This is a genomic window from Bacillus sp. NMCC4, from assembly GCF_002998555.1.
Taxonomy (GTDB): domain Bacteria; phylum Bacillota; class Bacilli; order Bacillales; family Bacillaceae; genus Bacillus.
The window spans coordinates 180,763-195,153 of record NZ_PVRA01000002.1 but is presented as its reverse complement, the minus strand read 5'-3'; the positions used below and the strand labels follow the sequence as shown (position 1 = coordinate 195,153).

General features: G+C 41.8%; 18 protein-coding genes. 2 read left to right on the top strand and 16 right to left on the bottom strand.

Annotated features, from left to right (window positions below; translation table 11 throughout):
* Positions 1-780 carry a patatin-like phospholipase family protein gene (locus C6Y02_RS05270; protein WP_034662583.1) on the bottom strand — a complete coding sequence of 260 codons (780 nt, stop codon included), beginning with the start codon at positions 778-780 and terminating at the stop codon, positions 1-3.
* Between the two features lie 158 nt (positions 781-938).
* Between C6Y02_RS05270 and ylbJ the strand changes: the two genes are divergently transcribed.
* Complete coding sequence (gene ylbJ / locus C6Y02_RS05265; protein WP_106030798.1) at positions 939-2,147, top strand: sporulation integral membrane protein YlbJ; 1,209 nt, start codon at positions 939-941, stop codon at positions 2,145-2,147.
* Between the two features lie 18 nt (positions 2,148-2,165).
* Here the strand turns inward: ylbJ and coaD are convergent, their stop codons facing one another.
* The 9 genes from coaD to C6Y02_RS05220 all read right to left on the bottom strand — a co-directional run bounded on the left by coaD (position 2,166) and on the right by C6Y02_RS05220 (position 7,224).
* Positions 2,166-2,648 carry a pantetheine-phosphate adenylyltransferase gene (coaD, locus tag C6Y02_RS05260; protein ID WP_106030797.1) on the bottom strand — a complete coding sequence of 161 codons (483 nt, stop codon included), beginning with the start codon at positions 2,646-2,648 and terminating at the stop codon, positions 2,166-2,168.
* A gap of 3 nt (positions 2,649-2,651) precedes the next feature.
* Positions 2,652-3,239, bottom strand: a complete 588-nt coding sequence (rsmD, locus tag C6Y02_RS05255; RefSeq protein WP_258182064.1) for a 16S rRNA (guanine(966)-N(2))-methyltransferase RsmD — start codon at positions 3,237-3,239, stop codon at positions 2,652-2,654.
* Positions 3,240-3,519: 280 nt separating this feature from the next.
* Positions 3,520-3,792, bottom strand: coding sequence for a YlbG family protein (locus C6Y02_RS05250; RefSeq protein WP_003212137.1), 273 nt, complete (start codon positions 3,790-3,792; stop codon positions 3,520-3,522).
* A gap of 66 nt (positions 3,793-3,858) precedes the next feature.
* On the bottom strand, positions 3,859-4,308 hold the full coding sequence (gene ricF / locus C6Y02_RS05245; protein ID WP_007499807.1) for a regulatory iron-sulfur-containing complex subunit RicF: 450 nt from the start codon (positions 4,306-4,308) through the stop codon (positions 3,859-3,861).
* Between the two features lie 57 nt (positions 4,309-4,365).
* A complete protein-coding gene (locus C6Y02_RS05240; RefSeq protein ID WP_060596181.1) occupies positions 4,366-4,773 on the bottom strand; it encodes a hypothetical protein in 408 nt (135 codons plus the stop codon).
* Positions 4,774-4,845: 72 nt separating this feature from the next.
* Entirely contained in the window at positions 4,846-5,094 is a 249-nt protein-coding gene (locus tag C6Y02_RS05235; protein ID WP_034318044.1) for a YlbE-like family protein, read from the bottom strand.
* A gap of 19 nt (positions 5,095-5,113) precedes the next feature.
* Positions 5,114-5,527, bottom strand: a complete 414-nt coding sequence (locus C6Y02_RS05230) for a YlbD family protein (protein ID WP_034662600.1) — start codon at positions 5,525-5,527, stop codon at positions 5,114-5,116.
* Between the two features lie 108 nt (positions 5,528-5,635).
* Complete coding sequence (locus C6Y02_RS05225) at positions 5,636-6,679, bottom strand: CAP domain-containing protein (protein ID WP_060596180.1); 1,044 nt, start codon at positions 6,677-6,679, stop codon at positions 5,636-5,638.
* Between the two features lie 122 nt (positions 6,680-6,801).
* On the bottom strand, positions 6,802-7,224 hold the full coding sequence (locus C6Y02_RS05220; RefSeq protein ID WP_034663862.1) for a CBS domain-containing protein: 423 nt from the start codon (positions 7,222-7,224) through the stop codon (positions 6,802-6,804).
* A 161-nt stretch (positions 7,225-7,385) separates the two neighbouring features.
* Between C6Y02_RS05220 and C6Y02_RS05215 the strand changes: the two genes are divergently transcribed.
* Positions 7,386-7,751, top strand: coding sequence for a YugN family protein (locus C6Y02_RS05215; protein WP_060596179.1), 366 nt, complete (start codon positions 7,386-7,388; stop codon positions 7,749-7,751).
* A gap of 79 nt (positions 7,752-7,830) precedes the next feature.
* Here the strand turns inward: C6Y02_RS05215 and ctaG are convergent, their stop codons facing one another.
* From ctaG to cyoE, 6 genes are all read right to left on the bottom strand, one after another.
* Positions 7,831-8,709: a cytochrome c oxidase assembly factor CtaG gene (ctaG, locus tag C6Y02_RS05210; protein WP_060596178.1), complete on the bottom strand. Its 879-nt coding sequence runs from the start codon at positions 8,707-8,709 to the stop codon at positions 7,831-7,833.
* 30 nt (positions 8,710-8,739) lie between these two features.
* Positions 8,740-9,069: a cytochrome c oxidase subunit IVB gene (gene ctaF / locus C6Y02_RS05205; protein ID WP_003211520.1), complete on the bottom strand. Its 330-nt coding sequence runs from the start codon at positions 9,067-9,069 to the stop codon at positions 8,740-8,742.
* Positions 9,070-9,071: 2 nt separating this feature from the next.
* Positions 9,072-9,692, bottom strand: coding sequence for a cytochrome c oxidase subunit III (gene ctaE, locus C6Y02_RS05200; RefSeq protein WP_034662610.1), 621 nt, complete (start codon positions 9,690-9,692; stop codon positions 9,072-9,074).
* Positions 9,692-11,563, bottom strand: a complete 1,872-nt coding sequence (ctaD, locus tag C6Y02_RS05195) for a cytochrome c oxidase subunit I (RefSeq protein ID WP_034662613.1) — start codon at positions 11,561-11,563, stop codon at positions 9,692-9,694. Before ctaD ends, ctaE begins: the two co-directional genes overlap by 1 nt.
* Positions 11,564-11,733: 170 nt before the next feature.
* On the bottom strand, positions 11,734-12,801 hold the full coding sequence (coxB, locus tag C6Y02_RS05190) for a cytochrome c oxidase subunit II (RefSeq protein WP_034662616.1): 1,068 nt from the start codon (positions 12,799-12,801) through the stop codon (positions 11,734-11,736).
* A gap of 279 nt (positions 12,802-13,080) precedes the next feature.
* Positions 13,081-13,998 carry a heme o synthase gene (gene cyoE, locus C6Y02_RS05185; protein WP_003211774.1) on the bottom strand — a complete coding sequence of 306 codons (918 nt, stop codon included), beginning with the start codon at positions 13,996-13,998 and terminating at the stop codon, positions 13,081-13,083.
* Positions 13,999-14,391: the final 393 nt, after the last annotated feature.

The following is a 14,391-nucleotide window of genomic DNA, read 5'->3' as shown; positions in this document are numbered from 1 at the left end:
TTAACACTCCCATTTATCAATGACATCTTTCAGTTTACCTGTTAGTTGATCTGCAGCGAGCTCACCTGCTTCAATCATCTCCTGCACCTGTGTAAATGCACTCGAGCTAAATGTTTCAAGCCTCGGCCGGATCATGACATCAGCGTGAATGGTTTGATGGCGGACCAATTCATTTTGAAGGATGTCCAAACTTTGCATAATCACATCCGATAATCTCGTCGCCTTTTCTGTTTTTTTCACCCTTGATACATCAGAGGCGATAATGAGGTCCGCGCCCATTTCTTTTAAAACAGACACAGGAATGCGGTCAACAACCGCTCCATCGACTAGCTGTCTGCCGCCCATTTCATGAGGAACAAACACGCCCGGAATGCTGATGCTTGCTCTGACTGCTTGTGAAACAGACCCTTTTTTAAACACGACCTTCTCCCCTGTCTCGAGGTCACAGGCAACCACCGCAAGGGGCATTCTTAATTCTTCAAATTTCTTCCCATATGTAAACGTGTGAATCAGCTGCAACATTCGATTCCCTTTTAAAAGACCGATTTTTGGCAGTGTATAGTCAGCATAATACTTTCTTCTGAAGACAAGTGCAAGTTTTTTCATTTTTTCTACGTCTTGTCCTGCCGCATAAAAGCTCCCAACAAGTGCGCCAATACTGCTGCCAGCGATCATATCTACCTGAATTCCTTGTTTCTCAAGACTAGATAAAACTCCGATATGCGCCATTCCCCTCGCACCCCCGGAGCCTAACGCAAGTCCAATGACTGGTCGCCTCATGAAAATCCACCCTCCTCTTTTCTATGCATATATACGAATCTATTGGTCTAAACATGCCCCTTCTGCTCGTATAGTAATAGAAGACAGGCTCGGCTAGTGTCTTTCTTTTTTGATCACGAGCTCGCCAATAGATCATAACAGCAAGGGGCGAAATCTCCATGAAAAAATGGAACACTCTGTTCATCGCTGCTTTTTTTATCTTTTTAACAGCCACTGTGATTACACATCCACAAGCCTCTTTGCAAGCGTCTAAAAATGGACTTGCAATGTGGTGGGAGGTTGTATTTCCATCATTGCTTCCTTTTTTTATTTTGTCCGAGCTATTAATTAGTTTCGGGATTGTCAGATTTGTCGGGGTATTATTAGAGCCATTTATGCGCCCCATCTTTCGAGTGCCTGGTGTAGGGGGATTTGTCCTAGCAATGGGAATGGCATCAGGCTTCCCTTCTGGTGCGAAATTAACCACAAGACTCAGGCAGGAAGGACAACTGACACAAATCGAAGCAGAGCGCCTCGTTTCTTTTACAAATTCATCGAATCCATTGTTTATTTTCGGTGCGGTGGCTGTTGGTTTTTTTCATCATCCAGCTTTAGGGATTGTTTTGGCATGCGCACATTATTTAGGGAATCTCGCTGTTGGTGTGACGATGCGGGGATATAAAGCGCGGCATGATGCACATCTGAGAAGCCGTAAGGGATTTTTATTCCCACCGTTTCAAGAGGCATTCAGCGCTCTTCATACAGCAAGACTCGCAGAGAAAAGACCGCTCGGCCAAATTTTAAGTGATGCGGTGATGTCATCAGTCCAAACTCTCTTTATGATTGGCGGCTTTATTATCTTATTTTCTGTATTTAGTAAAATGCTGTCAGTTGTTCATGTGACGGACCTCTTATCCATAGGGATCGGATATATGCTGCAAACGATGCATCTTCCGCCAGAATTAGATCTTGCGATGATTGCCGGTTTATTTGAAATCACATTAGGAAGTCAGCTGACAGGGTCACAGGAAGTCACCCTTCTTGCTAAAACGATTGTCGTCAGCTTTATATTAGGATTCAGCGGGTTTTCTGTTCAAGCTCAGGTCGCTGGCATTCTGGCGGCAACAGATATACGCTTTAAACCGTTTTTCTTCGCTCGTTTGCTTCACGGAATTTATGCAGCTGTTTTTGCCTTTTTATTGTTCAAGCCTCTTTATGTCTCTCGATCTGACATGGCTCTCCCAGCAGGTGCCTTTGAAGCAAGCCAGCAGGTCGTCGTGTACAGCAGTGTGCTTTGGAATCAGCTTGTGACAGCTGGCCCATTGATCACGCTATGCAGCTTGATCTTGTATATCGCGCTATACTATCAGAAATTAAAAAAAGGATGAGTGCACGGTGCGGTGCACTCATCCTTTAAATTTTTCTTTCAGCGCTGCTTCTACCTCTTTTGGGACAAGATCTTTGACTAATCCTTGATATTTCGCTACTTCTTTGACAATGCTGGAACTTAAGAAGGAATATTGATTGTTGGTCATCATGAAAAACGTTTCAATTTCATCGTTTAACACTTTATTCATTGATGTGCCTTGCATTTCATATTCAAAGTCCGTCACAGCTCTTAATCCGCGTAAAATGACTTTGGCTTCTTTTTGTTTCGCATAATCAATAAGCAGACCGTGAAAGGATTCAACTTTGATATTTGGCAGATCCTTCGTCGCCTGGCGAATGAGCTCACACCGTTCTTCAACGGTAAATAACGGTTGTTTGGATGAGTTATTTAGTACACATACATACACTTCATCAAAGATCTTTGCACCTCTTTTGATGATATCCAAATGGCCCAATGTGACTGGATCAAAGCTACCCGGACAAACGGCTATGTTTCCCATGCTTTAATTTCCCCGCTTTCTATAGATCGTAATACCAGTCAACCCGTACAGTTCCTGTCTTGATATGTAAAGCTGTCCAGCTTCCTCTGGCAGTGTGACGTCCTTATCATGCTCACACACGATCACGCCGTCATCTGTTAATAAGGCATGCTCGTCAATCATTTCAAGAAGTGCTTTCAGCTGTTGATCTTTATAAGGCGGATCAAGAAAGATCGCTTGAAAGGATTCCTCTCGTTTCACAACGGCTGAGAGTGCACGCTTTGCCTCGTTTCGAAACACTTCACTTTGATCGAGCAGCGACAATTGATTGAGGTTTCCTTTAATCGTCTGAATTGCCTTCATATCTCGATCAACGAAAATGCAATGATCGAATCCTCTGGAAAGCGCTTCAATTCCTAAACCACCGCTTCCCGCAAATAAATCAAGGGCCCATCCGCCATCAAAATACGGGCCGATCATATTAAATATCGATTCTTTTACTTTATCTGTCGTCGGTCTTGTTGATTGACCTGGTACCGCTTTAAGTGTGCGGCCTTTTCTCGTTCCAGAGATGACTCTCATTTTCCCACCACTTTTTCTGCTTGCTTCTATTGGTTATTGTTTATGACAAAAAATTCAACATTATCTTACCACAACACTCCGCAGGGGACAATGCAAGGATTTTCATTCATTTTCTATGTATAGATCAAGGAATGCGGGGTCATACTATTTATAACAGCATCTGATGTGGTGCTGTTGCCAACCGCGGAGAAGACTTACGTTTCCCCATAAGTTCTTCCTCCGGTTTCTCCTCTCCCTTTGCCTTCTCCTTAATGAATCATTAAGAATAGAAGGACCCCGCGGGTGATGCCGCGGGGATTTTTTTGTGTCTTTAAAAGCCCACTTTATAATCATACTCTTTTGCTTTGTCCAATTTGGATTCGTACTCTAATTTAATAAAAGGTTTATATGAAGGCTCAACACGCTTCACAAATGGCAATGAGCTGAGCTTAGCCATATGACGCTCGAGATCATTCATATCACAATAGATCACTGCATACTTCATTTTCCTTGAAATATAGTGAACATTTCCAAATTTTCTTAGCGCCTTTGACTGCTTTAACGAATGCAGCCAAACGACCATCCCTTGACGTTTGGTTTCCATCTTTTCACCTGCCGCTTTTTCAATTCTTTTCAGTCATTATGTAAAAGACGAGACATTCAAGTCTCGTCAAGATACTTTACAGCCACAGCTGCCACCTGATCCACAGCCACCGCCGCATGATGATAGACCATCAAAATATGGGTTCCCTGTTGGAACTTTGATATATGCTGATACAGCTTGACCGATTTCAATACTAATCTCATCTAAGATGGATTGAATCGCTGTTTCTGCTTTTTTGAAATCAACCACTGTATCGTGAAGATCTAACTTTCTTTTGACCTCACGCATTTCCTTTGAGATCGTTCTATAGTCCGGATGGTATTTGCCGAACCGCTGCACATCCTCATATTGCTCTTTTACTTTTGTAAAATGGGCAATAATTTGTTGGGCTTCTTCGTCTTGCTGGAGACGCTTAAAGCAGTTGCGGTAATGTTCAGCCTCCTCCGACTGAAGAATCATGGCAGCCAATTGATTCGCTTCCTCTTGGAGCTCCACAGATTCGATTGTCGCATACATAAATGTTGCACCTCCAATTCATAGTTTACCACGAAACCTATGGATCAGAAAATGCTTTTACGTGACAAATACATCCCATGTTTCTCTTTTCTGCTTATATTCTGGATGACGGGAATTGAGCACAACGGTCATTTTATGCTTTCCTTTTGAAAGATGCTTGACCACAAATGCAGCAGTATACTCATTGCCTGCACGTTTTCCGTCTACATACACTGTAAAATATCCCGTCTTCTCATTCTTTTTTAGACGCGAAGGTTCAAGATGAAAATCTTGTAGTGTACTTTCTATATAGACAGAAGACCCCTGCACTTTGTATTTTAAAAAGCCTTGCTGCTTCATTTCGCTTTCGGCTTGCTGCATCACTGGTACAGCTGGATCTTGCTTCATGACTTGCTTCTCTCCATGTTGACTTTGACACCCGGTGACAAGAAAAAGCAATGCGCATATTGACAGCATCCATTTCATCTTCTGATTCTCCTTTCATCTACTTTTATAGGATGCTCAGGAAATAGACATCTTAATCAACTCAAAAAAGCCTCACCCGGCTCCATTTTGATTGCGCATTGCTTGGAACATTTGAATCATCATTTCAGCCATTTGAACACTGTTGCTCAACTGACTCACACGATGAGGAATGGTTTTTTCGTAAAAATTCATTTTATCTAATTCAAAGGACGATAGCTTTTCAGGATGTCGAGTCAGCTGTCTGTACCAGAGAGGACGCTGTCTGATGAATTTGATTCGATCCTCTTCGGCCATGACAAACTCCTGTACTTCTTTCCGCACCAAAAGCATCCCCTTTCAATTAATCTTTCCTGAAGGAGAATGGGTGCTGACTGCCTCCAGATGAACCTTTCTTTGAGCCATTTGATGAAAATTGTCCGAGTAAGCTTTGTAAAGAGGAAATAGACTGGCTCATTTTGTTGATTTGTTCATTCATTTGATCAGCGTCCATTTTTTTCACAGCAGAAACCATTTTAGACATAAAATCTGCTTTTCCCAATTCACTTGGCTTAGAGGCTTTTTCTTCTTTACCGCCTTCAGATTGCGTTTGCCGGTAAGGAGACCACATCTCGTCTTCTTCACCAAACATGATCCAATTTTCGTATACACTTTGCCAGCTTTTTTCTTGCGTTTGCACTTCTTGAATTAACTTCGGATGGCGTCTGACGAATTGTTTAAATTCATCAATGGATGTTTGTTTTTGTTTGTTTGTCATATCCTCACCCCCCATACAAATGCCTACTATACTATATACACCAGCAGCTATTTTGGTGAGCCTCTTTTTCAATCAAAAAAACAGCTGCGATTGTGCAGCTGCTTTCGTTTAAGATGTTTTCTTGATGAAGTTTTGAGTGTAGTATTTTTCTTTCACACCTACGCCAAGGTGTGTGTAATCTTTATTTAATAACGCCTTCCTATGACCTTCACTATTGAGCCAGCCTTCTACCGCTGCAGGTCCATCTACATAATTATAGGCAATGTTTTCACCTGCGAGCTGAAATGCCACCTCGCCTCTTTCTAACCGATCTTTCAGCGTACCGTATTTTTTTGATTCATGGGAGAAATAATGATTCTCTTTCATGTCCTCACTATGCATGAATGCCACTTCAGAGGTTTCATCATCCCACCTTAAGGTCGGCAGTTTGTACTTATGACGGATAATATTGGTCATATCAAAAATTTGTTTTTGACTGGAAGCTTCGATCTCTTTCCATTTTTCACCTGATATTGCCTCAGGTTCTATCAATTGACCACGATAGACGACCTCATATGGCTTTTGTTTCACAAATGTATCTGCGTTAAACGCCCTGATACTTGAAAGAGTGCTTTCAAACTTATCCATGTAAAGCTGAACATACACATCATCTCCCACTTTCACAGTGGGTCTTGTATTCATATCATCTTCTGAGAATTCAAAGCGGTATGAATTTTGTTCATCCTCTACATGAATGTAAGGTGCAATTTGTGTTTTTTTAAATACTTCACTTGTGGCTTGACCGATTTTAAACGGTTCGACATTGAGCCCGTCTCCTGTTGCAAACAGGGTCACCACTTTACTATCCTTTACCCCTACTTGAATATAGTGCTTCTTCGATTGGTTGTATATCCACCAGTCATAATCATATGCGGAAGGATCAATGCGATCTGGTTCTCCCAGCTGTTTAAGCACTTCGTTTGAAGATTTCCCCATAAAGGACATGAGCCCCTTTTTCGGGATGTTGATCGGCTTATCGCTAGATGTTTCTTCATTAGACACCTTCGGTTCATTGCTGTTTTCTTTTTCTGGTGAAGATCCATATTGAATAAACAGAACGTACGTTCCAGATATAATCAGGAGGATGAGGAGTGTTTTGAGCACAGTTTTCAAATAAACACCTCCGTTAAATTGGCAAGGTACAAAAAGTACCTTCTACTGTCATTTAAACAAAACTCGCTTCATTTATCAACGACAATACAGCCTATTTAACACGAATTTAAAATATGCCCCTCTTAATGAAGAAATCCTTGCCCGTGATCTTGATCCTGTTGAGAGATTTCTGTCAGTGCATCTCCCGCGCGATCATTTGATAAATCTTCGACTGATAAATCTCCAAGAGCGACAATCCCTGTTAATGCGCCATTTTTCACAACAGGAATGCGGCGGAGCTGGTGCTCTGACATCAGCCGGACAATTTCTTCAAGCGTTGCATCTTCTTCAGCTGTCAGTACTTCCTTCGTCATCAGCGAGCCCACTTCCTGTGAGTTTGGCTTTTTTTCTGCAATGCCTCTGAGTACAAGGTCACGGTCTGTCACTATGCCAACGAGCTGATCTCCGTCAACCACCGGAATGGCCCCAATGTCCGCGTCTCTCATTTTGACTGCCGCTTCATACGTATTGTCGTCTTGCTGACATGTCACTACTTTTTTTGTCATAATATCTTTGATTTTTTTCGTTTTCACATCGATTCCTCCATCTATTATTTTCTTTATTACTGTAACCAGGTTATAAAAGAACATACCTTTCACAGTTGAAAGTTTAACGCTTTCATACTATGATTGTCAGTAAAGGGAATTTTTATAAGGAGGGGTTTTGGGTGAAGTTTGAAGGTACGGGGATTGAAAAGGTAGCAGCTGACTTAAATAAATTAGATTTCATCATGGAAAGTGAAGGATTTGTACGAGCCGATCAATGGGATTATGAGCGTGTGACGTACGACAGAAAGTATAACATGGTAGAGGGAACCTTTTATTTACGGATTTCCGGCTACGCCACCGAAGGAGATGTTGGTTCCAAAAGAGCACACATACAGCTTCTAACACCTTTACTTGGAAAACATTATTATCCGCACGGTGTTGAATACGGCGAAGGCGAAGATTTCCCTAAATCTCTCATCCAATCAAGCAAGAAAACGCTTGAACAGCTGAAAGATAAACTAGAAGCAATGACTGCTGAAGCATAAAAGAAGACAAAGGGCTAAAATCAAGATCATTTTAGCCCTTTGTCAACAATCTGAGCACAGCCATACGGCTGTGCTTTTTTCATTCATATTTCGGAATCAGCGCATCTGGTACGGCATCTTTCGCTCTTTCTTTTCTTGCCCAGTCAAAGAACACAACAGCAAGGATCGAGCCGTACACAATCTCCTGAATAATTTTCATCAAAATCGCGCCTAGCTGCTGGTCCTCTAGCAGAGGCAAGGTATGGAACATTTCAGGACCTGTGAGCGCAAGGCCTGCCAGCATATCACTTGGCACGCATAAGTGCAGTGCCTGTATCCAAGCGCCAGCATCAGAATAGGTTGCATAGATCGGTGCCTCACTAAACATGATGAGAGCACACGCAGGAGTCATCAATATTCCGTCTGCCATGATATAACCAAGCTTTAAAATGCCTGTAATCTGCGGCTGACTTTGGACTTTATGAACGAGCGGCCACCACATGAAAAAGGCAGCGATAAAAATGACCACCGTCATCAACGCATGATAAAACGGATCTGTTTTCACAAAATCAAACACAAGCGGAATGTGATACATCGAAAACAATCCGTTAAATCCAAGCAATGCAATTAAAGGCTTGGAAAACAAACGAAAAATTTGCTGAATGCCTGGTGTTTGTATGATCCGCTCCCAAATGGCCGCAGGTAATCCTGTAATAAGGAGAGGCGGAATGACTAAATAGAGCACCGCCATTTGCGCCATATGTGCACTAAACATAATATGCCCCATTAAATCAATTGGGCTTCCTTTCACGGCGTATAACAGGACAAGCCCCGTCAGAAACAACGTTTTCTCTTTCACCGTCGCACGGTGCTTTCCCTTTGTCACAAGAAGCAAATAAAGAGCAGCTGCTATGACAATACTAGTCAAATAGTAAGGGCTCCATAATGCCCGAAATCCGAATATTTCTAAGTTCTCCATTGCTGCGCCTCCTTCAAGGGCAAAGCGGGCTTACCACCAAATAATGGTCAAAAAGGCTAATACGGTAATAAACGCGACAAACACACCTGAGTAAAGAAACAATGCGGGTGTTTCATGCCCTTTTTGGTTCATGTGCATAAAATAATAAAGCTGAAAAGCCACCTGAATAACTGCAAGCAATAAAATAAATGGTACTGCGAACCAGTTCCCAACGTCTTCAGAAGCGATTGTTAAAAAGGCAACAAAGGTTAATCCAATCATCAAGCCGAAAGAAATGAGCTGATGCTTCATTTCTTCGGCATTTTTCTTTTTACGGTATACAAGATCGACTTTAGACTGATTTGTGTTTTTATTTCCCATTCTTATCCCACCATTCCCATTAAATATACAACGGTAAAGATGAAGACCCACACAACATCAATGAAGTGCCAATACAGACTTGCCACATAATATTTCGGCGCATTGTATAAATCGAGTCCGCGTCTCATATTTCGAATCATAAGAGCGGTAATCCAGCAAAGTCCGAAGGCGACGTGAGCCCCGTGAGTTCCGACAAGTGTATAGAAGGAAGAACCAAGAGCTGAGCTGGTAATTGTAAATTCATACGCATGCACATAATGATAGAACTCATAAATCTCAACCCCTAGAAATGAAGCACCTAATAGCACAGTCACGCCAAGCCAAAGCTGCATCTTTTTAAAGGCAAAGTTTTTCATATGATACATTGCATACACACTCGTTAAACTGCTCGTCAGCAGAAGCATCGTGGCAATAAAGACAAGTGTGAGATCAAACATATCAGTTGTTTTTGCTCCGCCTGCATTAGAGTTTTTCAGCGCCAAATACGTGGCAAAGAGCGATGCAAACAGAACGGTTTCTCCCCCAAGAAACAACCAGAACCCGACGAACTTATTCTTTCCTTCTAACGTGGCTTTCTCAGGAGAAGCCGGAAAGGTTTCTGCTGTCATTTTTTGTGGTTCCATTATGCTTTCACCCCTTTATCATCGTCATCGGTCAAATCTTCTTTGTGAATATGGTACCCATGATCATCTTTAAGAGAGCGAACCAGCATGGTCGCAAATGTAATGCCAAGACCAATGAAAATCACTGGAAGTCCCCAGCTGTGCTCTTGACGATACATGAAGCCAAACGCTGAAACAAATAGACCGAATGAGATAATGACAGGTAAGATGGAATTATTCGGCATGTGAATATCATCGAGCGGTTCAGATGCTGTCATTCCTGTTTTACCATCCATTTTTTCAATCCATAATGGATCTAGTCCTCTGACAAGCGGAAGCTGTTTAAAGTTGTATTCTGGCGGAGGTGAAGACACTGCCCATTCAAGCGTTCTTCCGTCTCCCCAAGGATCGCTTGATACACGCTCTCCTTTTGCTGTAGTCCAGATGATGTTAATCAGCATGATGACAACAGCTACAAACATAAACAGTGCCCCAATCGTACTGATCAAGTTCCCAAGGTCTAGCCCCTGACCTGGCAGGAATGTAAAGACTCGGCGCGGCATGCCCCAAAGCCCGAGAAAATGCTGGATAAAGAAGGTTAAATGGAAACCGATGAAAAACAGCACAAAGCCAATTTTCCCAAGCTTCTCATTCAGTATTTTTCCAAACATCTTCGGCCACCAGTAATGCACACCAGCTAAAATACCGAATACGACCCCGCCAATAATGACGTAGTGGAAATGCGCCACGACAAAGTACGTATCATGGAACTGATAATCTGCTGCAGCTGCTGCAAGCATGACTCCCGTTACCCCGCCAAGCAAAAACGACGGTATAAAGGCAACGGAATACAGCATCGGCGTTGTAAACTTCACATTACCGCCCCATATGGTGAGCAGCCAGTTGAATACTTTAATTCCTGTAGGCACCGCAATCGCCATTGTGGCTACAGCAAAGATCGCATTGGCAATCGGACCAAGTCCTGTTGTGAACATGTGATGCGCCCATACCATGAATCCAAGGAAACCAATCAATACAGTAGCGAACACCATGGACGAATAGCCAAACAACCTTTTTCTTGCAAACACTGGAATGATTTCAGAGAATATTCCGAATGCTGGCAGGATTAAGATATATACTTCTGGGTGTCCGAAAATCCAGAACAAATGCTCCCAGATGATTGTATTTCCGCCGAGCTCTGGATTGAAAAAGCTCGTATCAAACATTCTATCAAGCATCAGCATCGCAAGCCCTGCTGTAAGTGGCGGGAATGCGAATAAAATCAGTGCTGAGGCGACAAATGTCGTCCATGTAAAGAGCGGCATTCTCATATACGTCATACCAGGCGTTCTCATATTAATAATCGTTGCAAGAAAGTTGATCCCGGCAATCAGCGTACCAATACCCGCTATCTGCAAACCTAAAATATAGAAATCCATGCCGTGCCCTTCTGAATTCAGCGTGAGCGAGGCGTATGCAGTCCAGCCTGCATCAGGTGATCCACCCATAAACCATCCAAGGTTTAAGAAAATTCCTCCGAAAAAGAACAGCCAAAAACCAAGTGAATTCACAAACGGAAACGCTACGTCACGTGCACCAATTTGAATGGGTACAACCGCATTCATTAATGCAAATAAAAGCGGCATTGCTGCAAGGAAAATCATCGTTGTTCCATGCATCGTCATGACTTCATTGTAAAACCCTGCACTTACAAAATCATTTTCAGGGATGGCTAGCTGAATACGGATAATCATCGCTTCCAGGCCGCCAATTAAAAAGAAAAATCCCCCTGCCACTAAATATAGTACGGCAATTTTTTTGTGGTCAACCGTCGTCAAGTAATCCCATAAGACAGCGCCAAACCCCCGCTTTTTAGCTATTGTACTCACCATGAAATCCCCCTCTTATCTCCCATTTGCCCCTTTTCATATAGATGTCTATCTTAACTTTACACAGACTGTGTCTGACAGATGGCTACTTCTCGGTTGTAGAGACATATTCGGGAGCTCTTAACAAAAACTTCACATCGATCACATACCCTCTTGCACATTCGCATTAGAAATTACTCGATTTTAAGTCCTTTTAAATACTCATAAAGTGCATCTGCTTCTGAGTCATTTAATTTAGGGTACGTCCCTGTCATTTTATTCCCTGGTTTAAAGCTCTCTGGATCTTTCAGCCATGCTTTCACATTTTCTTTGTTCATATCTTTGATTCCTGCTACTTTCGTTCGGTCTCCGAAGGTCGCAAGGTTTGGTGCCGTCCTTGCCGCTTCCGGCCGTTCGTCACCAGGCTCTACTGCATGACAGCTCAAGCAGTTTTTCTCTTTAAATAATTTTTCACCTTCAAGTGCGAGATCTTTTGTGGATGTAGGCTTCTTGTAATCAGCCATTTTTTTCGTCCATCCCAAAAACTCATCTTGAGAAAGCGTTTTAACTTTAAAGTCCATTAAAGCATGCGAGGGACCGCAAAGCTCTGCACATTTCCCGTAGAAATATTCTCCTGCATCTTTCGTTCGTTTTGAATCAAAGGTTAAATAAAACTTGTTTTCATTTTCTGTGTTTGTATCAATTTTACCGCCAGCCGATGGAACCCAGAAAGAGTGTTTCACATCGGATGCTTTCAGCTTAAAGTACACCTTTTGATCTGTCGGTACAATCAATTCCTGACTTGTGACAATCCCATAATCAGGGTATTCGAATTCCCACCAATATAAACTGGCTCTTACATTGACAACAAGTGTCTTTTCAGGATCTCGTTTTTTCTTATCCATAGCGCTTGTATCCCCAAGCTCAAGCGTGTATGCCACAACAGGCACAACGAGAATAATGAGGAGAAGAATCGGAATCGCTGTCCACGTAATTTCTAGGTTACGGTTCCCTTCCACCTGCTTTGGAATCGTATCTTCTCCCACTTTAGAACGTTTGAATTTAATGATGACGTAAAAGAAAATGATCGATACAACAATGACGACAAGAACCATAATGAGTGTACTCAGTACCGTTAGGAAAAACTGTTTATCTGCTACTTCCCCAACTGGTTTGAGTGTTGATAAGTATGGTTCACCACAGCCCGCCAAAACGAGCGTCAGTAAGAGAAACAGTGAATAAACACGCCATTTTCTTATCATAATTTGTCCCAACCCCTTTTGCTTGATCTCCTTTGCCTTTCGCTTTTTACCTCTTATTTATAAAATCACTTTTCACCCATTCATAACCCCCGCCTCTTATAAAAGCACTTACATTTCCTCTTTTCATAAAAAAATGATGTTTTTACTCAAAATACCATCTATGTATAAACAGAAAGCCGCCTAAATAGAACTGAATATCAGGCGGCTTTCATAGTTGTTAGAAAATGTTGTGTTATAAGATATAGCCATTGTTTTGATGTGATCAAAGTGTATTTTACTCTAGAATAGTGTAATGATAATCATCGCGACGAAAAAGATGGTTAAGTAGTTTAATGAATAAACGAACATGAGCGTTGACCACTTCATGACGTCTTTCATTTTAAAGCCCATAAGGCCAATGACGAGCCATCCAATATTCAGCAATGTGCCAAGTGCGACAATCGGCCATCCTAATCCACCTAAGAAAAATGGAAGTGGAAGAAGACATGCTGTCCAAATGATAATTTGGCGTTTCGTGACTTCAAAGCCATAAACGACTGGCAGCATTGGAATACCTGCCTTACGGTAATCTTCCGTTTTCTTAATCGCAAGTGACAGGAAGTGAGGGATTTGCCAAATGAACATAATCATAAACAAAACCCAAGCCGTTGTGTCAATTGTACCTGTGACAGCTGTCCAGCCGATTAATGGCGGCACCGCACCAGATACACTTCCAATAACGGTATTGATGGTGTAATGACGTTTAGACCACATGGTGTACAGAACTGCATAAGTAAAGACTCCGATAAAACCAATCACTGCTGATGTTATGGTTGTCATCAGAAGCATGATGAGTCCAAGTACAACAAGCAAAATACCAAATGCATACGCTTGCCCCGGCTGAATCTTACCTGTAACCGTCGGTCTTGTTTTTGTTCTTTCCATTAATATATCAATATCACGGTCAAACGCATTATTAATGGCGCATGAACCGGCAATAATAAGAGAAGAACCAATCATTGTTAACAGCACAATATCAAGATTCCCAAGGAAACTCATACCTGTAAAATAAAAAGCAAGCCACATTCCAGTAAATGTTGTAATGAAGTTGGAATTGACGATGCCCATTTTAATCAGAGCAAGAAAATCTTTCCAAGCTGTTGTTTCTTCTATTTGTCCATGAATAGCTGCTTCCGCGGCTGTTTTGGAATTTGCCAATGTGTATAACCTCCCTTGCCCAAACCTTCAAACGAACAAATGAAACGTAAATTCGTTACAACTCTATCATACAAGATAAACAGCTGTAAAAAAACATCCTATTAAATAATAAACGACAATCTTGAAGTTATTTGTGAACTTTTCGTGAATTTATAAGGATTTATGTGTGTTTCAGAAGGCGGTGCAAAATGAAATATTCTCTCCTCTATTTCTATCAGACTGTCAAAGAAAGATCAAGCACTCTAAATCTGTAAACTTTGTGAACTAACATATCATTTTTTTGTGAACTTTGGTCATTATGAATTGCAACAGAACACGCATTTGGCTTAAACTTGAGAGCATATGAGGTTTTTCATTTAGATCAGAAGTTTTTTAGAGAAGGTGAAATAATTT